Raw genomic sequence first — 22,355 nt, 5'->3', positions numbered from 1 at the left:
ATCGGTACGCACCGTCCCGCGATACGTGCTTCCGGGGCTCCGGCGGGCCGCCGACCTATTTTCCGGCGTCAGGGCCGTACCACTGAAGGGGCTGTCCCGTGACGGCGGCGATGCATGCGAAGTCCCGGTCACGGTGCAGGAGAGTCAGTCCTTGGAGTTCCGCGGTCGCCGCGACCACCAGGTCCACGGCACCCGCGCTGCGGTGCTGCCCCTTCCGGGTGAGCAGTTCCTGCACCTGCCAGGCCCGGTCGTAGGCACGGTCGTCCACCGGTACCCAGCCGAAGAGCAGCCGAATGTCCGCGATGCCCAGGGCCCGGTCCTCGGCGGAACGTGCGCTGTAGAAGAATTCCAGTTCCGTGATGGGACAGGTCGCGATGAGTCCTGCCGACGCCGCCCGGTCCCAGCCGTACTGCTCGGCGTCGCCCCGCAGAAAGCGGGCCAGGGCGCTCGTGTCGATCAGGAATTGCGCCGCGCTCACCGACGGTAGTTCCGTTTGTCCTCGAAGAGGTCCAGGTCGAAGCCGCCCTCGTCCGCCGAGGCGCGCAGCCGGGTCAGGGCCAGGGCGCGCCGCCGGGTGTCCAGCACCTCGCGCAGGGCGGTGTTGACCGTGTCCTTCTTGGTGCTCGTCCCCAGGGCCTGGGCCACGTCGGCCAGCAACGCGTCGTCGAGGTCGATCACGGTTCGGCTCATGGGACCACCTCCTTTGATATCAATGATGGAACTCATGATACATCGAGGAATACACGGCGGGTCCGTGACGTCGGACCTTCTCCGTACGATCAGAAACAGCGGGACGGCCGGGCCGGCGGTGCGTGCCCGAGGGGCGTGCATCGCCGGCCCGGCCGTCACGAGGGGGCCGGTGGCGGCCGGGTGTCCCGTCCCCACGATGACCCGGCGCCCGGCCCCCCGACCCCGGTCGCTCTCCGCTCGTACGCGGCCGGGGAGTTGAAGGGGAGGGGGACTTGGCTGCGGCGGCTCACATGTGGACGGCCGCCGCCTGGACCCCGTCCGCGGCCGGCTGTGAGCGGCCGGGCCGGTACATCACCAGGGCCAGTACCGCGCCGACCGCGAACAGCCCGGCCGACCACCAGTACGCGGTCGAGTAGCTGTGCAGCTGTGCCTGCGCGGTGGCCGCCGCGGTCTTCCCGTGGCTCGCCACGTACGTGGCGGCGGCGCTCGCGGCCAGTGTGTTCAGCAGCGCGGTGCCGATCGAACCGCCCACCTGCTGCATGGTGTTGACGGCCGCCGAGGCGACGCCCGCGTCGTTCGCGCCCACCCGTTCGGTGGCCACGCTCATCGCGCTCGGCATGACCAGACCGAGGCCGAAGCCCATCACCAGCAGCGGCGGCAGCACATTGGCCGCGTAGGTGCTGTGCAGGTCCAGGGTGGTCAGCCAGGCCATGCCGATGCCCGCGAGAGCCATGCCGAGCGGCACGATGGGCTTCGGGCCGAGACGCGGCAGCAGGTTGTTCGTGGCCAGCTGCGCGGAGACCATCAGCGCGCCGATCATCGGCAGGAAGCCAAGACCGGTCTTGACGGGGTCGTAGTGCAGCGACAGCTGGAGGTAGTAGGTCAGGAAGAGGAAGACGCCGAACATGCCCGCGCCGGAGATCGCCAGCACCACGAAGGAGGCGCCGCGGTTGCGGTCGAGCAGCACCCGCAGGGGGAGCAGCGGGTGCTCGGCCCGGGTCTGCCACCAGCTGAACGCGGCGAGCAGCAGACCGCCGGCCAGCAGGAAGCCCCAGGTCAGCGGGGAGCCCCAGTCGTGCGTCTCGGCGTTCGAGAAGCCGTAGACCAGGCCGAAGAGACCGGTGGTGACCAGGATCGTGCCGGGGATGTCCAGCTTCGGCCGGTCGGCGGCGAGACCCTTGCGGAGGAAGGCCATACCGCCGACGAAGGCGATCACGGCGAAGACCAGGTTGACGTAGAGCGTCCAGCGCCAGCTGAGGTGCTCGGTGAGCAGACCGCCGAGCAGCAGGCCGATGCCGCCGCCCGCGCCCGCGATGGCGCCGTAGATACCGAACGCCTTGGCGCGTTCCTTGGCGTCGGTGAAGGTCGTGTTGAGCAGGGAGAGCGCGGCCGGGGCGAGCAGCGCGCCGAACACGCCCTGCAGGGCGCGGCCGGTGACCAGCACGTCGAAGTTCTGCGCGGCGCCGGCCAGCGCGGAGGCGCCGGCGAAGCCCACGACGCCTATCAGGAAGACGATCTTGCGGCCGATCAGGTCGGCGAGCCGGCCGCCGAGCAGCAGCAGGCTGCCGAAGGCCAGCGAGTAGGCGGTGACGATCCACTGCCGGTTGCCGTCGCTGAAACCGAGGTCGTGCTGCGCGGAGGGGAGCGCGATGTTCACCACGGTCGCGTCGAGTACGACCATGAGCTGGGCGAGGGCGATGACGCCCAGCACCCACCAGCGGTGACCGGGCCGCTCGGCGCGGGGGGCCGGTCCGGCCTTCCGCGCCGGGGCGCCCGGTACGGGTTCGCCGACGTGCGCGTCGGCGGTGGACTGAGTCGACATGGGACGGACTCCTGGGGTGGGACGGAGTGCGGAGGACCGCAGGAAGAACGAAACGGTTTCGTACTCCAACGACGGTACGACCCGACCTATCGAAACGCAAACGTTTCGCTCCCCGCCGGTGTGTGCGCCTCCTCACACCGCCCGGGCGCCCCTCGTGACCTGGGCCGACGCGCTCCCGGCCCGCTCCGGCACGCGTCCCCGTACGCCGCCGCGAGCCCATGGCCGGTTCGCGTCCACCGCCGCGAATCCGCGCGGCCGGTGCGCTCCCGTACGCCGCCGCGAGTCCGCGCGGCTACTCCGTGACCCGTCCGCCCCTACGAGTCCGCGCGCCCGGTGACCGCGACCGTCACCCCGAGCCCGATCATCGCCAGCCCGCCCGTCCCGCCGATCGCCCGCAGGCGCCGCGGCGACTTCGCGAACCACGTACGGGCCGCCGACGCCGTGAGCGCCCACACGCTGTCGCAGATCAGCGCGATGACCGTGAACACCAGCCCCAGCAGCAGCATCTGCTCGTGCACCCGGCCCGCGTTCCGGTCGACGAACTGCGGCAGCACCGCCGCGAAGAACACACACGTCTTCGGATTCGTCACCCCCACCACGAACCCCTCCCACAGCGACCGCACGTCACCGCGGGCCGGCCGGGCCTCGCCGCCCTCGCCGGAGGTCCCGGTGACCGTCAGCGCGCCCCGGTGCCGCCACGCCTTCACGCCCAGGAACACCAGATACGCCGCCCCCGCCAGCTTCAGCGCGACGAACACCGCCACCGACCGCGCGACCACCTCGCCGAGGCCCACGGAGACCGCGGAGGCCAGCAGACACGCGCCCACCGCGTTCCCCAGTACGCTGCCCAGCGCGGTCCGCCGCCCGTGCGCCAGCGCCCGCCCGAGCACGAACAGCACGCTCGGGCCGGGAATCAGCACCAGCACCAGCGACATCGCCGCGAACCCCAGCAACCGGTCGACCGACATCACGCCCTCCTCCGCACCGCCGAATCCAGCGAGCGTAGACCGGCGGCCCCGCCCACCGCCGCCCAAATACCGGCCACGGCCGCCGCCCAATTACCGGCCACGGCCGCCGCCGCCCGAATACCGGCCACGGCCGCTGAGCCGGACCGCGAGCCGGCCCCACCGGGCAAGCGTTCAGGGCAGCAGCCCCGCCCGCCGCGCCGCGACCACCGCCTCCAGCCGCGTATGCGCCCCCAACTTCCGCATCGCCGACCGCAGATAGCTCTTCACCGTCTCCGGCCGCAGCCGCAGCCGGGTCGCCGCCGCCGAGTTGGTCGCCCCCGACGCGATCGCGGACAGCACGTCCAGCTCCCGCGGGGTCAGATACGTCGGCGGCGCGGGCCGGGCCGGTGCCGCGGGCGCGGTCGCCGAGGCCAGCCGGGCGCAGGCGGTCAGCAACTCCTGCCGCACATGGGCGTCGGGGATACGGGCCGCCATCGCCCGCAGCTCCGCGTGGGCCGCCCGCACCTCCTCCCACGCCCGCGGATCGGCGGTGATCGGCGCCTGCGCGAAGGACAGCAGCCGCTGCGCCTCGTCCCGTACGGCCAGGGCCTGTTCCAGCTCCCGGGCGGCGTCCAGCGCCACGTTCAGCGGCCGGTCGCCGAGCGCGTACGGCTGCCGCAGCGCGCCGTAGAGCACCCCGCGCACCCGGCGGTGCACCACGATCGGCACCGCGAGCACCGACCGCAGCCCCTCGGAGGCGACCGCCGCGTCGTACTCGTGGCTGATCACCCGCGAGGAGCGGTAGTCGGTCACCGCGTAGGGGCGGCCCATGGCGAGCGTCTTGCCGCCGAGGCCGTTGCCCGTACTGATGGCCAGGCCCCGCAGGGTCTCCCCGGTCGTCCCCGCCAGCTCGCTGATCCGGAACTGGCGTGCCGCGTAGCCCGCGGGCTGGCCCGACGCACTCTGCATCAGGCCGCCGAAGGCGACCGGCAGCAGCCCGGATCTGCGCATCCGCAGCAGCGCCGCCCGTACCTCGACGGCCTCCCCGCGCCCGTCCACCGCTCCACCTCCTCACCCCCTTCCGGGGGTAGTGAGACCCAGGTCACTACCGGACGATGTTACTCAGGGTCCATCGACGAGGAGGACGCATGGCGGTATCGGACGCGACCGGGGAGTTCCGGGCCGCCCGCGACTTCCTGCTGCGGCACCGGGAGGACTACGCGGCCGCCTACGACGGCTTCCGCTGGCCCCGGCCCGAACACTTCAACTGGGCGCTCGACTGGTTCGACGTCATCGCCGAGGACAACGCCCGCCCGGCCCTGTGGATCGTCGAGGAGGACGGCACCGAGACCCGGATCTCCTTCCGCGAGATGGCCGAGCGCTCCTCCCGGGTGGCCGGCTGGCTGCGCGCGCGGGGCGTACGGGCCGGGGACCGGGTGCTGGTGATGCTCGGCAACCAGGCCGAGCAGTGGGAGACCGCGCTCGCCCTGATGAAGCTGCGGGCCGTCGTCATCCCCGCCACCCCGCTGCTCGGCCCCGCCGACCTGCGCGACCGGATCGAGCGCGGCGGCGCCCGGCACGCCGTGGTCCGGGCCGCCGACACCGCGAAGTTCGCCGACGTGCCCGGTGACTACACCCGGATCGCGGTCGGCGGCGCCACCGGCGACTGGCTGCCCTACGAGGAGGCGTACGCCGCCCCCGCGGACTTCGAGCCCGACGGCCTCACCCGTTCGGTGGAACCGCTGATGCTGTACTTCACCTCGGGCACCACCGCCAAGCCCAAGCTGGTCGAGCACACCCATGTCTCGTATCCGATCGGTCACCTGGCCACGATGTACTGGATCGGGCTGCGGCCGGGCGACGTGCATCTGAACATCTCCTCACCGGGGTGGGCCAAGCACGCCTGGTCGAGCCTGTTCGCGCCCTGGAACGCCGAGGCGACCGTCTTCGTGCACAACTACACCCGCTTCGACGCGGGCCGGCTGATGGCCGAGATGGACCGGGCCGGGGTGACGAGCTTCTGCGCGCCGCCGACGGTCTGGCGGATGCTGATCCAGGCCGATCTGACCGCGCTGCGCACCCCGCCGCGCGAGGTGGTGGCCGCGGGCGAACCGCTCAACCCCGAGGTCATCGAGCACGTCAGACGGCTGTGGGGAGTGCTGATCCGGGACGGCTTCGGGCAGACCGAGACCGCCGTGCAGGTCGCCAACTCGCCCTCCCAGCTGGTGAAGGCCGGCTCCATGGGCCGGCCCACCCCCGGCTACACGATCGCCCTGCTCGACCCGGTGACCGGCGAGCCCGGCGACGAGGGCGAGATCTGTCTCGATCTGAGCGAGCGCCCGGTGGGCCTGATGACCGGGTACGCGGGCGATCCCGAGCGCACCCAGGAGGCGATGGGCGGCGGCTACTACCGCACCGGCGACATCGGCCGCCGGGACGCCGACGGGTACGTGACCTACATCGGCCGGTCCGATGATGTATTCAAATCCTCGGACTACAAGATCTCGCCGTTCGAGCTGGAGAGCGCGCTGCTGGAGCACGAGGCCGTCGCCGAGGCCGCGGTCGTGCCCGCGCCGGACGAGCTGCGGCTGTCGGTGCCCAAGGCGTACGTGGTGCTCGCGGAGGGCTGGAAGCCCGACGGGGAGACGGCCAGGGCGATCTTCGCGCACTCGCGGTCCGTGCTGGCGCCGTACAAGCGGCTGCGGCGGCTGGAGTTCGCCGACCTGCCCAAGACCGTCTCCGGCAAGATCCGCCGGATCGAGCTGCGCGAGGCGACCATGCACGACGGCAGCCAGGAATTCCACGAGGAGGACTACCGGTGACGTCCGCGTCCGCCACCGGGCCCGCGTCCGCCACCGGGCCCGGGTCCGTCATCAGCCCCGCGTCCGCCACCGAGCTCTCGTACGCGCACGGCGCCGGGGGCACCCCGCTGCTCGGCGACACCATCGGCCGCAACCTCGACCGGGCCGTCGCCGCCCACCCCGACCGGGAGGCGCTGGTCGACCTGCCCAGCGGACGGCGCTGGACGTACGCCGAGTTCGGCCGGGCGGTGGACGACGTGGCGCTCGGACTGGCCGCGCACGGCGTGGGCAAGGGCGACCGGGTGGGCATCTGGGCGGTCAACTGCCCGGAGTGGGTGCTCGTCCAGTACGCCACCGCCCGGCTCGGCGCGATCATGGTGAACATCAACCCCGCGTACCGGCTGCACGAGTTGGCGTTCGTGCTCAAGCAGTCCGGTGTCGAGGTGCTGATCGCCACCGGCCAGTACCGCGACAGTGACTACCGGGCGATGACCGCCGAAGTACGCCCCGACTGCCCGCGGTTACGCGAGGTGATCCACATAGGCGACCCCGAGTGGGACGCGCTGACCACCGCGGGCGCCGCCCTGGCGCCGGGCTATCTGGCCGCGCGCGAGGCCGAGTTGAGCTGCGACGAGCCGGTCAACATCCAGTACACCTCCGGCACCACCGGCTTCCCCAAGGGCGCCACCCTCTCCCACCACAGCATCCTCAACAACGGCTATTTCGTGGGCGGTACGGTCGGCTACACCGAACAGGACCGGATCTGCCTGCCGGTGCCCTTCTACCACTGCTTCGGCATGGTCATGGGAAATCTCGGCGCCACCTCGCACAGCGCCTGCATCGTCATCCCCGCGCCCTCCTTCGACGCCGCCGCGACCCTGCGGGCCGTCCAGCAGGAGCGCTGCACCTCGCTCTACGGCGTGCCGACGATGTTCATCGCCGAGCTGGCCCTGCCGGACTTCGCCTCGTACGACCTGACCTCGCTGCGGACCGGCATCATGGCCGGATCGCCGTGCCCGGTCGAGGTGATGAAGCGGGTGATGTCCGAGATGCACATGGCCGAGGTGTCCATCTGCTACGGGATGACCGAGACCTCCCCGGTCTCCACCCAGACCCGGCGGGACGACGACCTGGAGCACCGCACCGAGACCGTCGGCCGGGTGCTGCCGCACATCGAGGTGAAGGTCGTGGACCCCACGACCGGAGTGACCGTGCGGCGCGGCTCACCGGGTGAACTGTGCACGCGGGGCTACTCGGTGATGCTCGGCTACTGGGACGAGCCCGAGCGCACCGCCGAGGCCGTGGACGCCGGGCGGTGGATGCACACCGGGGACCTCGCGGTGATGCGGGACGACGGCTATCTCGCGGTCGTCGGCCGGATCAAGGACGTGATCATCCGCGGCGGCGAGAACGTGTATCCGCGCGAGATCGAGGAGTTCCTGTACGCGCACCCCAAGATCGCCGATGTGCAGGTGGTCGGGGTGCCTGACGCCCGTTACGGCGAGGAGATCCTGGCCTGCGTCATCGCCCGCGACCCCGCCGACCCGCCCAGCCTCGCCGACGTGACGGGCTTCTGCGCGGGCCGGCTCGCCCACTACAAGGTCCCGCGCCATCTGCGCGTCCTCGACGCCTTCCCGATGACGGTCAGCGGGAAGGTGCGCAAGGTCCAGCTGCGCGAGGAGTTCACACCCCAGGACCCGCGGGACCCCCGGGATTCGGCGGCCCGGCCGGACCCGGAGGCTGCGCCGGACGCGCGGGTCCCGAAGGCTCGGGAGGCGTGACCGCGGCCGGGCCCGTCCTGATCAGCGCGTCGGCGGCGTCGTTGACCGGCTGCGGGGTGCCGGTCAGGTCCATCACGAACAGCGGCACCCCGAGCTGGTCGGCCCGCAGCCGCGCCTCCTGGGCGTACCCGGCCAGCGAGAAGAAGGCGCCCTCGGCGTCCTCGTGGGCGCGGTTGAGCCACAGGCACTCGACATCGCGCAGCGCGGTCGGCTGCGTCGTCGGGTCCACCTGGGCGACCAGCCGGTCCCCGCGCAGATCGATACCGTTGGCCGTACGGTCCCCGGCCAGCCGTACGCCCGCGAAGCCCAGCCACTTCAGATACTGCGCCGCCGCGGTCAGCGCGTCCCGCGCGGTGCGGATGGTGACCGGGCGGAAAGGCGGCCGGTCGGCCGGCGGGGGCGGTACGGGACCGGTCGGGTCCGGCGCCGACAGATGCGGTACGGGCAGCGCGCCGCCCTGCGTGGCCTCACCGTCCACCGGCAGCCGGACGAGGGCGCCGCACGAGCAGTCGAACTCCGGCTGCGGCCACTGGTCGGCGCGCCCGCAGTCCGGACAGCGCAGCCGTAACCATGAGCCGTCCCACGACGGGTGCCGCACCTCCACCGGGCGGCCGCCGTAGAGCACCGGAGGTGCCAGCGGGGCACCGCAGGCACAAGGAAAGGTCGGGGCGGTGTAGTTGTGCTCCCGTCCGCAGGACGGACAGCGCACCGGCACGCTCTCTGCCATGGATCGAACTCCCGGTCGGCCGCGGCGGTTTGAGCCTTGTCTGCACCCATAGTGCAGGAAGTTCGCGTCGGTGTGACGGTACCTGGACACTCGGTCACCCGGGGCGTCCGGCGGGCCGGCCCGGACGGGCGGGGGAGTGCTCGGGGGTCTTCGTCGGCCTTGCGCCGGTCCGCGCGCAGGTCAGGCGTGCTCCGGCCGTTCGGGGCCGCCGTACGGGCAAGCATGCCCCCGTTCGGATCGTCGGCAATTCGGCCCGGCTCCCGGCGCTAAACCCGATCAATTACCCCCGGATGTCCGGGAAAAGTCCAATCAAGGTCGGCTGACGGAAAATCGCCATTCACATCGCCGTAATAGTGCGAAGAATGTCCGTTTGCTTGCCTTCGGGGTGGAACCGTACCGTCCGTAGTGTCCTGATTGTGCATCGTGATTGGGTCCGCCATTCCTCTGGACAAGATAAAGCGGCCTGTCGTACTGTCGTTCGCGATCGCCGATAGTCGAGGCCACACCCGGCCTTTGTCTCTGCTCGGTGCACTCTCGCCGGGCCGTCGGCAGTCATACGGGGCTACGGGGACGGTGGAGTGTGTGGTCTGGTCCGATGCGCTCGCAACTCGTACAGATACGACCGACAATGCCCGGATGACCTCGGCGGATGCCGTGGGGACGGCCCCGGGCGACCGGCGGACCCGATTCACCGTGCTGGGCATGCTGACCGTCACCGACGGCCGGGAATCCGCCGTACTCCAGCCGTCACGGCCCGCCGCGCTGCTCGCCGCATTGCTCCTCCACGCGAATTCCGTGGTCTCCGCGGATTTACTCCAGCGCGTTATCTGGGGTGAGGAGACACCTGCTCAGGCGAAGTCCGCATTGCACAGCTGCGTCTTGCGCCTTCGCCGGTTGTTCAGCAAATACGGGGTGGCCGGCAACGCGATCGAGGCTGTTCCCGGCGGATACCGCCTGACCGCGGACGCGGAGACACTCGATCTGGTCGAGTTCCGTGAACTGCTCCGCCGGGCATATTCCACCGAGCAGCCGGAAAACGAACTCGGGCTGCTCCGGGCGGCCCTCGCGCTCTGGCAGTCGCCGGTGCTCGCCAATGTCCACTCCGATCTGCTGCACCGGGACGAGGTGCCCCGGCTCGAAGAGGAGTGGCTGCGCGCCATTGAGCGGGTGTTCGACCTCGAACTCGCCCGTGGGCGGCACCGCGAGGCGCTGGCCGAGATCTGGCCGACCGCCCGCGCCCACCCGCTGCACGAACGCTTCACCGAACAGCTCATGGAGGCGCTGCACCGCGCGGGCCGCCGCGCCGAGGCGCTGGCCGAGTACCGCAAGGCCAAGGCGCATCTCGCGCAGCAGCTCGGCGTCGATCCCGGGCCCGCGCTCCAGCGGATGGAGCTGGCCATCCTGCGCGGTGAGCCGGAGGCCGGACCGCCGCGCGCGGCCGCCGGGCCGGCCGGAACGACGGACCGCGCCGCCGCCGGAGCCGAGGACGGTGTCCCCACCGGATTCGCGGACGGCGGGCTGATCAGCGGCGACCGTGTACTCGACCGGCTGGTCGGGGCCGGGCTGCTGGAGGAAGGGCCGCGCGGGCACTACCGGATGCACGAACTGCTGCGGGCCTTCACGAGGGCCGCGGCCGCCGAAGGCGTCGGGGGCCGGACCGCCGCCGGTCGAGCCGCCGGTTCTGCCGCTGGTTCTGCCGCGGACCGCGGTCCCGACCGTGGCGTCGACCGGGCCGCCGGGCGCGCCCCTGGACGTACCCCCCACCCATCACCCCGGCCCGGCGCCGCGGAACTGCACCCGACGGAGGCGTGACTGACATGGTGTCACCGTACGAGGAGATCGCCGCGACCCGGCCGCGCATCCGCCGGGACGTGCTCTACACGCAGACGCCGACCGGAGTGCACTTCCACAACGCGCGCGGCGGGTTCAGCGTCGTGATGCCCTCCGCCTACCGCTTCGCGTCGCTGATCGTGCCGCACCTCACCGGGGAGCACACGGTCGAGGCGCTGTGCCAGGGCCTCGGCGACAAGCAGCGCGCGATGATCACCCAGCTGGTAGGCACGCTCTACGCGCGTGGTTTCGCCCGCGACGCGGTGCCGTCCGCGCCCGGAGCGCCCGAGCCCGCGCCCGAGGTGGCCCGGCGGTTCGGCGCGCAGATCGACTACGTCGACCACTACACCGACGACGCGGCGGCCCGCTTTCTGCGCTTCCGCGACACCCGGGTGGCCGTACTCGGCGACGACGAACTCGCCCGCTGGGCCGCCCTGTCGCTGATCCGCAACGGGTGCGCGGCCGTCGCCGTACCCGCCGCGATCGAGGTGCCGCCGGGCAACCGCTTCGGCGAAGTCACCGAGGAGGCGGAGCAGTTGCGGGCGGAGGGCTGTCCGGTCGCGCTCGACGTCCTCGAATCCGGCCCGGCGCTGGGGGAGTTCGGCTGGGACGACCTCACGGGCCACGACGTCGTCCTCGTCACGGGGGAGCGGGGGCCGTGGCAGATCGCGGCGCTCGCGGACGGCATCCCGGCCGGTCGGCGGCTGGTGCCCGCCTGGACGTTCGGCGGGTCGGTGGTCGTGGGGCCGCTGATGACGCGGGACTCCACCGGCTGCTGGACCTGCGCGGCGCTGCGGCTCGGGGCGAACGGGGAGGCGGGGGACGCGGCCGACCTGTGGGGGGCGCTGGCGGTCGGGGGAGCGGGGGCCCCGGCCGGAGCCGGAGCCGGTACGGGTGCGGTCGGTGGGCCGCTCGCGGCCATGGTCGGCAACCTGCTCGGGTACGAGGTCTTCCGGCTCACCACGGGCGCGCTGCCCGCCGAGACCGAGAACCAGCTGATCATCCAGGACATGGACTCGCTGGACACGGTGGCCGAGCCGCTGCTGCCGCACCCCCGCTGTCCCGCCTGCGGCGCGCGGGCCGGGGACGTGCCGGACGCCGGGGCGGCGGGGCTCGATGTGGCGGGGCTCGGGGTCGCCGAGGTCTCAGGGGCGGCCACGTCCGCCGCGGCCGCCGACGGGGAGGCCGCGCCCGGCGAGGGGGACGCGGCGCCCGGCGAGGGGGACGCCGCGGAGGCGGCGCTCGCCGAGATCAACGACCGGGCCGTTCTCGTCCAGCCCGCCGCCGGGGTCTTCCAGCGGTACGCCGACGAGACCTGGGCGCAGACGCCGCTCAAGGTCAGTACGGTCACCTTGAGCACCAGGCACGGTGTCCGGCGCGACATCACCGCCTTCGACGTCCACCATGTCGCCGGGGCCCGGCTGCGCGCGCTCTACCGGGCCGCCGAGGTCTACGCCGAGCATGTCGTACCGCTGCCGGAACCCCTCACGGGCGGGGCGCTGGCCGCCGCGCGCGAGAAGTGGGCGGCGGTCGTACCGGCCGCGCTGAGCATCGCGAGCGGGCTCGCGCCGGGCGCGGACGAGGTCGGCGCCTGGTGTGCCACGACCTCGCTGCTCGGCGGCGCGACCGTGCTGGTGCCCGCAGGCGCGCTGCGGACCTTCGGGCCGTACAACCGTGAGCGGGTCGCCGAGCCCACCTCGGCCGGTACGGGGGCGGGCGGTTCCGCCCGCGAGGCCGCCGCGCGCGGGCTGCTGACCGCGCTCGGCCACGAGGCGCTGCGCGGCGCGCTGCACGGCACGGTCGCGGTGTCCGCCGTCGACCCGGCCGCGCTGGCGGACGCCGGGGACCCCGAACTCACCTTCCTCGTACGGTCCGCCGCCAATCTCGGCGTCGCGCTGGAGATCCTCGACCTCGGGTCGGACGGGGAGCGGCACGTGCCCACCGTGCTGGCCCGCGCGGTCGACCCCGGGACGGGGGAGTGGGCCTGGGCGCCGGGTACGGCGCCGCGGTGGGGGGACGCGGCGCGGGAAGCGGTACGGGATCTGCTGGGCGCGGTCCAGGCCGGCGGGGACGTAGGTGCGTCGGCCGGCGGGTCCGGGACGGTGGACACGGGTGATCCGTTGATCAGGGATCTGGCCGTGGGGACGCTCGCGGTCGGCGGGCCTCTGTCCGGGCGGCCGGACCTCGACGGGGGTCGGGACTGGCCCGAACTCGCCGCCGGGCTGCGGGAGTCCGGGCGCGATGTGCTGGTCGCGCCGGTCGTCGCACCCGATCTCGCGGCCGGGCGGGTGCACGCGGCCCGGGTGCTGCTGACGTACGGCGGGGCGCCCGATGCTCGCTGACCTCCGGTCCGGGCCCGGGTCCGCGGCGGGGCCGGCCCCGTCGGCCGTGCCCGGGCTGGAGGTGGTGGCCGCGGGGCTCTCGGGGGCGGCGGTCGTGGTGCCGCTCGGGGTGCGTGATGAACTCGCCGTCGCCGAGGGCGATCCGGCGCCGGGCGTGGCGACCGTCCACGTCTACGGTCACCACGCCCTCGTCGGGCCCTTCGCCCCGGACGGCGCGCCGGGCTGCGCCCGCTGTCTCGCCCGTCGCTGGCAGTCCGTCCGCACGCGGGGTCTGCGCGAAGCGCTCGAACTCGGCTCCACGACAAGCCCTGCGGGCCGCACACCATGGACCCTCCCCTTCACCACGGACGCCCTCAAGGCCACCCTCGCCTTCCACACCGACGCCGCCCGCGCGGCGTCCGCTGCCCCGGTGAAGGGTTCCGCCCCGGCGGGTGGACCGGCGCGGCCGGAGGGCGGTGCGCTGCTGAGCGCCGGTGTGCGGCCGGGCCCCGCCGCCCCGATCCCCCCGACCCCCGCCACGCGGGCGGCGGACGCTGGGCCGCGTGCCGCGGCTCCGGCCGCTCTCGCGGGGTCGAACTCCGGCGATCGGCCGACTGTCTCCGCCGCGTCCGCCGTTCCGGCGGCGAAGCCTGTCCGGCCGGAGGCCGGTGTTGCGGCGCGGGCGGGCGTTGTCGCCCCGATTCCCCCGGCTTCCGCCGGACCACTTGCCCCTGCGGGGGCGGGCAGAGGGCCACATGCTCCTGCGGGCGGGCCGGTGCAGCCGGAGGCTGATGCGCTGCTGAGCGCCGGTGTGCGACCGGGCGTCGCCGCCCCAATCGCCTCGGCGGTCCGGAACCCCGGTGGGGTGGCACTGCCCACTGTCTCGGCTGCTCCCGCAGGGTCGGACTCCGGTGATCGGCTGACGGGTTGGGACCCGTCCGCCCTTCCCGTGGCGGACCGTGCCGCGCTGGCGGCGGGTGTTGGTTCGGCCGGGTCGGCGATCCCCGCTTCCGCGGGGGGGAACTCGGCCCGGCGGGAGGGGGTTTCCGGTGGCGCCGCCCCGGTGAAGGGTTCCGCCCCGGCGGGTGGACCGGCGCGGCCGGAGGGCGGTGCGCTGCTGAGCGCCGGTGTGCGGCCGGGCCCCGCCGCCCCGATCCCCCCGACCCCGGCCACGCGGGCGGCGGACGCTCCCGCAGGGGCGAACTCCGGCGGTCGGCCGACCGTCTTCGCCGCCGACGGGCGGGCGGGCGCGGGCGGCACTGCGGGGGACCACGCCACGGGGGCCGGTGCCGCAGGGCGGGTTGCCTATCTCGTGGATGTGGAGACGCTGCGCGTGACGCGATTCGCGGTCGTGGCCGACGCCGAGTGTCCCGTGTGCGGGGAGCCGCAGGCGGATACCGCGGACAACGCGCGGGTGGAGCTGGCGAGTTCGCCCAAGTTCGCGCCGGACGAGTTCCGGGTGCGGCCGGCGGACGCGTACGACGTGCCGTTGGAGGCGTACGTCAATCCGGCCGCCGGCATGCTCGGCCCCTCCGTCGTACCGGACCTGGTGTCGACGTCGACCTCCTCCACCGTGGGCTCGTTCTTCCTGCGCTCGGGCGACTATCTGCGCGAGTGCTTCTGGGGCGGCCACACCCCGCGCTACCGGTCGAGCGTCCGGGTCGGCCTGCTCGAAGGGCTGGAACGCTTCGCCGGGATGCGCCCCCGCGGCAAGCGGACCGGGCTCGTCGCCGCGTACGACGACCTCGGCGGCGCGCGGACCCCCGCCCTCGACCCCCGCACCTGCGGCCTGTACTCCGACGACTTCCACCGCGCCGAGCCGGCCGTACACCCCTTCGACCCGGCCCGCCCGATCCCGTGGGTGTGGGGGTACTCGCTGCGCGACCACCGGCCCGTGCTGGTCCCGGAGATCCTGGCGTACTACCACGCCCCCGGCGGCCTCACCCACCGCTTCGTGCAGGAGAGCTCCAACGGCTGTGCGTCCGGCGGCAGTCAGGCCGAAGCCGTGTACTTCGGCCTGATGGAGGTCATCGAACGCGACGCGTTCCTGCTCGCGTGGTTCGGCCGCGCGCCGCTGACCGAGATCGACGCCTCCGCCAGCCGCGACCCGCGGACCCGGGCCATGATCGACCGGCTGGCGATGTACGGCTACCGGGCCCGCTTCTTCGACACCCGCGTCACCTTCCCCGTACCCGTCGTCACCGCGGTCGCCGAGCGGATCGACGGCGGCCTCGGCCGCCTCTGCTTCGGCGCGGGCGCGAGCCTCGACCCGGAGGCCGCGCTCGCCGCCGGGCTGTGCGAGATCGCCACCGACGCGGTGAATCTGCGCAGCCGGACCCTGCGCGAGGAGTCACGGCTGCGCGCGATGGCCGCCGACTTCCGCGAGGTCCGGGTGCTGCACGACCACCCGCTGCTCTACGGCCTGCCGGAGATGGCCCGTTACGCGGACTTCCTGCTGCGCGACGGCCGCCGCCCGCTGGTCACGCCCGACGCGCTCGCCCGCGACTCGATCACCCCGGGCGACGACATGCGGGACGACGTCGAGCGCTGCGTGGCGGCCGTCGCGAGGGCCGGGTTCGACGTGATCGTGGTCGACCAGACCATGCCCGAGCAGCGCGGGCTCGGCTTCCACACCGCCGGGGTGATCGTGCCGGGGCTGCTGCCGATCGACTTCGGCTGGAGCCGCCAACGCGCGCCGCACATGCCCAGAATGCGTACCGCCCTGCGTGAAGGCAGCCTGATGCCAAGCGACTTGGGCCCCGACGACCTCAACCCGGCACCGCACCCGTTCCCCTGAGCCGCGCCGGCCGCGCGGCAACCCGTACCGCCCGGCCGCCACCCGCCCGCACCGCACCGAGCGCGACCGCACCGAGCGAGAGCGCACCGAGCGCCGACCGAGCCCGACCGAGTGAGACCCGAGCGAGAAGGAGAGGACCCGCCCGTGGGATACGCCCATGAGTACGCGACCGCGATCGTCCGGCGGGGCCGGTACCCCATGGAGCCCGCCGACTGGGTGCCGGACTGGGCGGACCGGCCGCGCAAGGGGAAGCACTTCGCGGGCGCCGACTCCTTCCCGCTGCCCCGGCAACTGCCCCGCGAACTGCCGCGAGACGCCGCCGGGGCCCTCCCCACCGTCGAACGCGGGCTGCACGGCCCGCGCGGCACGGGCGCGTTCACGCTCCCGCTGCTGGCCGGGATGCTCCAGGACTCCTACGGGCTGGTCGGCCGCAGGCTGGCCGTCCAGGCCAACTCCGACCTCGGCACGCTCCCGATGTACACACAGGCCAACTGGTCGCGCGGCTCCGCGTCCGGCGGCGGGCTCTACCCGGTGGGCGTGCACTGGATCTCCGGGCCCGGCGGCCCGCTCACCCCGGGCGTGCACTACTACGACACCCGCCACCACGCGATGCGCCGCCTGCTCACCGGGGACGTGACGCCCGAGGTACGGGCGGCCGTCGGTGAACCGGCCGAAGGCCACGGCCAGTTCCTCGTCCTCGGCGTGCGCTTCTGGCAGAACGCCTTCAAGTACAACAGCTTCAGCTACCACGTCGTCACGATGGACACCGGCGCGCTGCTCCAGACCTGGCGGATCTGGGCCAGGGCGCACGGGCTGCACATCGGGCCCGCGTTCTGGTTCGACGAGCCCCGGCTCGGGCGGCTGCTCGGGGTGACGCCCGACGAGGAGGGAGTGTTCGCGGTCGTCCCGCTGGCCTGGGACGGCGACCCCGCCCCCGGGAGCACGGTCGCGGCGGGCCCGGCCACCGGCACCCCGGCGCCTCGCGTCCCGTACGCCGACGCCTCGGCCACCGACACCCCGGCGCCCCGCGTCCCCTACGCCGACGAGGAGCGCTCCCACCGCGTCACCACCTTCGAGACCGTACGGCTCATGCACACCGCGACCCTGACGGGCGCCGCCGACCGCCCGGCCCCCGGCACGCTGGACGCCGCGCTCGCCGAGCCCGTACCGCCCGGCGGGGAGCGGGTCGCGCTGCCCGCGCCCGCACCGCTGGACACCGGGGTGCGCGAGGCGCTGCGGGCCCGGCGCAGCAGCTTCGGCCGCTTCCAGGCCGTCCTGCCGCTGGCCGGCGCCGCGCTGTCGACCGTCCTCGCGGCCGCCGACGCGGCCGGCACCCTCGACAGCGACGCCGAGCCGCCCGACGGCCCGCCGCTGACCCGGCTCTACGTCTTCGTCAACCATGTCGCCGGGGTGAACCAGGGCGTGTACGCCTACGACCGTACGGACCGCTCGCTGCGGCTGGTACGGGCGGGCGCCCCGGGCGAGTTCCTCCAGCGCAACTACTTCCTGGCCAACTACAACCTGGAGCAGGCCGCGGCCGTCATCGTGCCCGCCGCCCGCACCCGGGCCGTGCTCGACGCGGTCGGCGACCGGGGCTACCGCCTGGTCAACGCCGTGGTCGGCGGGATCTCGCAGGCCGTCTACACCGCGTCCGCGGCGGCCGGGCTCTCCTGCGGCGTCGCGCTCGGCTTCGACGCGATCTCCTTCACCGAGGAACTGGACCTCGACACGACCGGGGAGATCCCGCTGCTGATCATGATGATCGGCCACGAGCGGCCGCGCCCGGCCGACTTCCGCTACGAGATCGCCTGAGCCGGGGCCGCCGCGATGACCGAGACCACGGGCCAGGCCCGCGCCCATGTGACGACTGCCAGGACCGGTACGAGCACCGCGACCCAGCCGCCCGAGGGGAGCCGTATGACCGCCGTCGCCGCCGCGCCCGGCACCGGCAGCACCGGACCCGGACCCGGCCCCGGCGGCACCGCGCCCGACCGGCCGGACTGGCTGCTGCACGACCGGTTCGTCCTGCGCGTGGCGGGCCTGCCGGCCGAGGCCGTGCACCGGCTGCGCGCCCCCGACGCCCGCGCCTGGGCGGACCGCGTACTCGCCGCGCGGGAACAAGTCGACCTGCTCGCGGAGGAGTTGACCGACCCGCTGACCGCCCTGGTCAAGGCCACCGAGGACGACCGCGAGCGGCGCCGTGTACTGGCCTTGCGCCGCGCGGTGTTCAACGGCCGGATGCCGCCCGGCGACCTGACGGAACTGGCGGACGCGGCCGGCCGGAGCACCGGCGAGCTGCTGATCCACTGGCGCGCCGCACGCCTGACCCTGGCCGAACTCCAGGACGAGGGCGGCCCGTTGCTGGACCGCGCGCTGGCGGCGACCCGGGCGGAGCTGAAGGCGCTGGCCGGGGAGGAGCGGCTGCGCCTCGGCCTCGCGCTGGCCTCGCCCACGCTCGACGGGCAGGTCGACGCCTTCGTCGCCGACCGCGCGCCCGTCCCGGACAAGCGGGCCCGCAAGAAGGAGCGCTCGCTGCTGGCGTACCTCTACCGCACGGCGTGCAAGACCAGCCCGTTCAGCACCTTCACGGCGGTCGCCGAGGGGCGGTTCGCCGCGGGTGCGGGCGAGGTGGTCACCGGCGGCCGCTGGACCGGCCACCCCCGGCTGAACATCGTGGTGCTGGCCAGGCTCGCCGAGCTGATCGCCGCCGACCCCGGGCGCCGCGGCGACCTGCCGGTGGTGCTGTCGGCGGGCTGGGAACTGGACGACGACCGGCTGCGCTACGTACGGCGCTCGGTGACCGCGGGCGACGACAGCGCCGCGGTGAGCTTCGACGCGGCCCACGACCGGCTGTTCTTCCTGCGCCGCAGCGGCGTCCTGGAACGGATGCTCGGCCTCTTCGCCGACGGCGCCGCCCCGCGCTACGCCGCACTCGAAGCCTGGCTCGCCGCCGAGACCGGCGGGTCCGCCGCGGAGGCCGCCCGCTACCCCGCGACCCTGCTCGACCTGGGCGTCCTCCAGATGACCGGCCTGGACACCGATGTCCACGCGGCCGACCCGCTGCGCTCCTTCCAGGCGTCGCTGCGCGCCCTCGGCCGCCCCTGGGCCGACGCCACCGCCGCCCGGCTGGAGACCACCGCCTCCTGTGTCGAGCAATGGGCCCGCACGGACACCGCCGCCGGCCGCCGCGCCCTGCTGGGCACGCTCAGAAGCGAACTGCTGTCCTTGCAGAGGGAGTTGGGCGCCGAATCGCCGTCGCTGCCGCAGACGCTGCTGTACGAGGACGTCAGCGAGGAACCCGTCGGCGCCGACCCGGAGCGCTGGACCCGGCTGGCCGCCGAGCCCCTGCACGCGCTGACCCGCGTCCTGCCCGCCTTCGACGTGGCGCTGCCGCAGCGCCTGACCCTCAAGGGCTTCTTCCTCGCCCGCTACGGCCGCGGCGGCCGCTGCGAGGACGTCCTGCGCCTGGTGCACGACTTCAGCGAGGACATCTTCACCCAGTACCTCCAGTTCACCGCCACCAAGTCGCCCTGGGCGCCGGACGGTTCGCACGCGCCCGAGGAGAACTGGCTGGGCCTGCCGGAGGTCACCGCCCTGGACCGGGCCCGCGCCGAGTTCACCCGGCGGATGCGCGAGCTGTGGCGGGCCCACCCCAGCGGCGGCGAGGAACTGCGGCTGGACGAGGCCGCCATCGACGCGGTGGCCGCCGAACTCACCCCGCTGGGCGAGCCGTTCGCCCCGCACAGCCACTTCGTCCAGCTCGCCGACCGCGAGGACGACCCGCTGGTCGTCCTCAACAACTCCTACGGCGGCCTGAGCTTCCCCTTCACCCGCTTCACCCACTGCTTCGACGCCGGCTCCGCGGAGCCCGGGGGCCTGAGCGCCGGGCTGCGCGACACCCTGCGCCAATGGGCGCCGCCCGGCGCGGTCTTCGCCGAGATCACCGCCGGTTCGGCCACGACCAACCTCAACCTGCACGGCCGGCTCACCGACTTCGAGATCGTCTGCCCCGGCGAGACCAGCACCGTGCCCGCCGAGGGCCGGATCGACCTCGACGACCTCTACGCCGAGCACGACGAGACCGAAGACCGCCTGCTGCTGCGCTCACGCCGCCTCGGCCGCGAGGTCGTCCCGCTCTACCTCGGCTATCTCGTCCCCATGGTGCTGCCCGAAGTGCCGCGCACCCTCCTGCTGTTCTCGCCCACCTCCCGGGCCAGGCCCGACCTGTGGCGCGGGGTGCCCGAGGCCCCGGCCGACGGCGGAGTGACCGTGCGGCCCCGGGTGCGCTACCGCAGCCTCGTCCTGCACCGCCGCAACTGGACCGCGGAGCCCGGCGCGCTGCCGGTGCGCGAACCCGGCGCCGACGAGGCCGCGTACTACCTCGCGTGGCAGCGCTGGCGGCGTCGGCACCGGCTGCCCGACCGGGTGTTCGCCACCGTGCGCGAGGACGGCCCCGGCGGCGGGACCGTCTTCGGCGGCGGCGCCAAACCGGCCTATGTCGACTTCGACAGCCCGCTGTCGCTGCTCGCCCTCGAAGCGCTCACCGGCGGCGGCCGGACCCGCACGGTCTTCGAGGAGATGCTGCCGGACGAGAACGAACTGCACGTCCGCTCCCCGCGCGGCCGGCACGTCGCCGAACTGGCCGTGGAGATCGTCCCGCGCGCGACCGGCTCCGCACCGCACGGAAGGCAGGACCCCCGCCCATGACCACCCGGACCCCGACCCCGTACGGCGACTGGCAGGCGTACCACGTCTTCTACGCCGCGAGCACCCGCCCGTTCCTCCTCCAGTGCGCCCGGCCGCTGATCGCGGACCTCACCCGGGACGGCCTGCTCGGCGGCCACTTCTTCATCAACTACTGGCTGGAGGGCCCGCACATCCGGCTGCGGCTGCGGCCCTCCTCCCCGCGGGCCGCACCCGAGGTCGCCGCCCGCGCGCAGGCCGCCATCACGGACTTCCTGCGCCGACGGCCCGCGCTCTACGAGGTCAAGGACGGCTTCCTCGCCGACCTCTACAACACACTCTTCGAGCTGGAGTACCCCGGCGGCGAACGGGACCGCTTCGTGGACGGCAGCGGCAGGATGCGGCTGCGCCCCAACAACTCCTTCAGCGCCGAGCCCTACGAGCCCGAGTACGGCAAGTACGGCGGCCCGGCCGGGGTGGAGCTGGCCGAGTGGCACTTCCAGCGGTCCAGCGACCTGGTCGTCGAGGCGGCCGCCACGATGAACCTGCATGTGCGGACCGTACTGCTGGGCGTGGCCGCGCAGTTGATGATGACCATGTCGGGCTGTCTGATCCCCGACGAGGCCGCGCTGCTGCACTTCCTCGACCGCTACCACGAGTTCTGGAACTCGGCCTTCGCGGGCACCAACTTCACCGCCCAGGACGGCTACGACCGGGCCTACGGCTCGATGGACGCCTCACTGACCCGCCGTTTCCAGGAGATCCGCCGGGTCGTCGCCGAACCCGCGCCGCGGCACCTGCCGGGCTTTCTGCGCGGCTGGGCCGAGCACTGCCTCGAACTGCGCGGCCGCGTGGAGGAGTTGGCCCGTGCGGGCGAGCTGGTCTTCCGCTCGTGGGACGGCACCAGGGATCTCCCGGTGAGCGACCCCGATCAGGCGCTGCCGATGCTCGCCTCGCCGTACATGCACATGACCAACAACCGGCTGTCGGTGAGCGTCCGCGACGAGGCGTATCTGTCGTACGTGCTCGGGCGGGCCCTGCGCGCCCCGCGCGAGGCCGCCCCCGAGCCCTCGGCGGCGCCGTGACCACCGGGGGGCTGCTCGAACTGCGGCCGGCCGTACGGCCCGACATCCTCGTCGGTCCCGCGCTGACCCGCGGCCCGGCCCGGGTGCACCTGGTCAAGGACCCGGTCGGCGGGGCCCGGCTGGAGGTCGGCCCGAAGGAACACTTCCTGATCGTCCGGCTGGACGGCACCCGCTCACTGGCCGAGGTCGGGGCGGAGTACGCGGCCGCGTTCGGCGCGCGGCTGGGGGAGGCGCAGTGGACGCAACTGCTGCGGCTGCTGTCGGTACGGGGGCTGCTGGCGGGGGCGGGACCGGCACCCGCCACGCCGGAAGCGCGGGAGTCGCGGCCGTCCGAGGGGACGCTGCTGGCCGGGCGGACCCGGATGGTCGCCGACGCGCCCGCGCTCATGGACCGGCTGCACACCGCCACCGCCTTCGCCCGGCGGCGGGCCGTGCTCGTCCCGCTGCTCGCGCTGTGCGCGGCCCTGCTCGTCGCGGAGGCCGTACGGTTCGGGGAGCTGGCCGACGCCACCTCCCGGCTCTACCGGCAGCCCGTCGCCCTCTTCGCGGTCGGCGTCGTGCTGTGGTTCAGCCTCGCGCTGCACGAACTCGCGCACGGCGTGGTCGCCCGGGCCTTCGGGCTGCGGGTCACCGAGATCGGGCTGCGCCGGCGGGCGGGCTTCATGACGTATCTCTACTGCGAGGTCGAGGACGTGCAGTTCCTCGGCAGGCGCGGGCCGCAGATCGCAGTCGCCGGGGCCGGGGCGGTGATGAACCTGGTCTTCCTGCTGCCCGTCTGGCCGGTGTGGGCGCTGCTGCCCGGCTCCGCGCAGGCCGTCCCCTTCGTCGGCGGCCTGCTGCTGCTCGGCACGGCGATGGCCCTGCTCAACCT

General features: G+C 73.9%; 13 protein-coding genes and 2 pseudogenes. 9 read left to right on the top strand and 6 right to left on the bottom strand.

Annotation, left to right across the window (positions count from 1 at the left end; genetic code table 11):
- Positions 1-55: 55 nt before the first annotated feature.
- From OHA30_RS05885 to OHA30_RS05865, 5 genes are all read right to left on the bottom strand, one after another.
- Positions 56-478, bottom strand: coding sequence for a PIN domain nuclease (locus OHA30_RS05885; RefSeq protein WP_328912725.1), 423 nt, complete (start codon positions 476-478; stop codon positions 56-58).
- Positions 475-690 (bottom strand): type II toxin-antitoxin system VapB family antitoxin, encoded by a 216-nt coding sequence (locus OHA30_RS05880; protein ID WP_328912724.1) that lies wholly within the window; start codon positions 688-690, stop codon positions 475-477. The genes OHA30_RS05885 and OHA30_RS05880 overlap by 4 nt, the downstream gene beginning before the upstream one ends.
- Before the next feature lie 286 nt (positions 691-976).
- Entirely contained in the window at positions 977-2,512 is a 1,536-nt protein-coding gene (locus OHA30_RS05875) for an MFS transporter (protein ID WP_328912723.1), read from the bottom strand.
- Positions 2,513-2,826: 314 nt separating this feature from the next.
- On the bottom strand, positions 2,827-3,483 hold the full coding sequence (locus tag OHA30_RS05870; RefSeq protein ID WP_328912722.1) for a LysE family translocator: 657 nt from the start codon (positions 3,481-3,483) through the stop codon (positions 2,827-2,829).
- Positions 3,484-3,651: 168 nt separating this feature from the next.
- On the bottom strand, positions 3,652-4,470 hold the full coding sequence (locus OHA30_RS05865) for a LuxR C-terminal-related transcriptional regulator (protein WP_328917750.1): 819 nt from the start codon (positions 4,468-4,470) through the stop codon (positions 3,652-3,654).
- 137 nt (positions 4,471-4,607) lie between these two features.
- Between OHA30_RS05865 and OHA30_RS05860 the strand changes: the two genes are divergently transcribed.
- Both OHA30_RS05860 and OHA30_RS05855 read left to right on the top strand, forming a co-directional pair.
- Positions 4,608-6,281 (top strand): AMP-binding protein, encoded by a 1,674-nt coding sequence (locus tag OHA30_RS05860; RefSeq protein WP_328912721.1) that lies wholly within the window; start codon positions 4,608-4,610, stop codon positions 6,279-6,281.
- Positions 6,282-6,331: 50 nt separating this feature from the next.
- Complete coding sequence (locus OHA30_RS05855; protein WP_328917749.1) at positions 6,332-8,041, top strand: AMP-binding protein; 1,710 nt, start codon at positions 6,332-6,334, stop codon at positions 8,039-8,041.
- Here OHA30_RS05855 and OHA30_RS05850 read toward each other — a convergent pair.
- Positions 7,944-8,768: a hypothetical protein gene (locus OHA30_RS05850; RefSeq protein WP_328912720.1), complete on the bottom strand. Its 825-nt coding sequence runs from the start codon at positions 8,766-8,768 to the stop codon at positions 7,944-7,946. The two genes, OHA30_RS05855 and OHA30_RS05850, sit on opposite strands and share 98 nt — an antisense overlap.
- 636 nt (positions 8,769-9,404) lie before the next feature.
- Here OHA30_RS05850 and OHA30_RS05845 point away from each other — a divergent pair.
- From OHA30_RS05845 to OHA30_RS05815, 7 genes and pseudogenes are all read left to right on the top strand, one after another.
- Positions 9,405-10,580 (top strand): AfsR/SARP family transcriptional regulator, encoded by a 1,176-nt coding sequence (locus tag OHA30_RS05845; RefSeq protein WP_405785777.1) that lies wholly within the window; start codon positions 9,405-9,407, stop codon positions 10,578-10,580.
- A gap of 5 nt (positions 10,581-10,585) precedes the next feature.
- The gene (locus OHA30_RS05840) at positions 10,586-12,940 is read left to right on the top strand and encodes a TOMM precursor leader peptide-binding protein (protein WP_328917748.1); all 2,355 of its coding nucleotides are present in this window, start codon (positions 10,586-10,588) and stop codon (positions 12,938-12,940) included.
- Positions 12,930-13,337 (top strand): annotated as a pseudogene (locus OHA30_RS05835) (TOMM precursor leader peptide-binding protein); the annotation flags it as partial. The gene OHA30_RS05840 and the pseudogene OHA30_RS05835, both read left to right, overlap by 11 nt.
- Before the next feature lie 801 nt (positions 13,338-14,138).
- Positions 14,139-15,716: pseudogene (locus OHA30_RS05830) on the top strand (TOMM precursor leader peptide-binding protein); the annotation flags it as partial.
- Between the two features lie 144 nt (positions 15,717-15,860).
- Positions 15,861-17,528: a nitroreductase family protein gene (locus OHA30_RS05825; RefSeq protein WP_328912719.1), complete on the top strand. Its 1,668-nt coding sequence runs from the start codon at positions 15,861-15,863 to the stop codon at positions 17,526-17,528.
- Positions 17,529-17,543: 15 nt separating this feature from the next.
- Positions 17,544-20,423 carry a lantibiotic dehydratase gene (locus tag OHA30_RS05820; RefSeq protein ID WP_328912718.1) on the top strand — a complete coding sequence of 960 codons (2,880 nt, stop codon included), beginning with the start codon at positions 17,544-17,546 and terminating at the stop codon, positions 20,421-20,423.
- Positions 20,420-21,484 (top strand): lantibiotic dehydratase C-terminal domain-containing protein, encoded by a 1,065-nt coding sequence (locus OHA30_RS05815; protein ID WP_328912717.1) that lies wholly within the window; start codon positions 20,420-20,422, stop codon positions 21,482-21,484. Before OHA30_RS05820 ends, OHA30_RS05815 begins: the two co-directional genes overlap by 4 nt.
- Positions 21,485-22,355: the final 871 nt, after the last annotated feature.

It is taken from the genome of Streptomyces sp. NBC_00223 (genome assembly GCF_036199905.1).
Taxonomy (GTDB): Bacteria; Actinomycetota; Actinomycetes; order Streptomycetales; family Streptomycetaceae; genus Actinacidiphila.
This window is presented reverse-complemented; position numbering and strand designations above follow the sequence as displayed.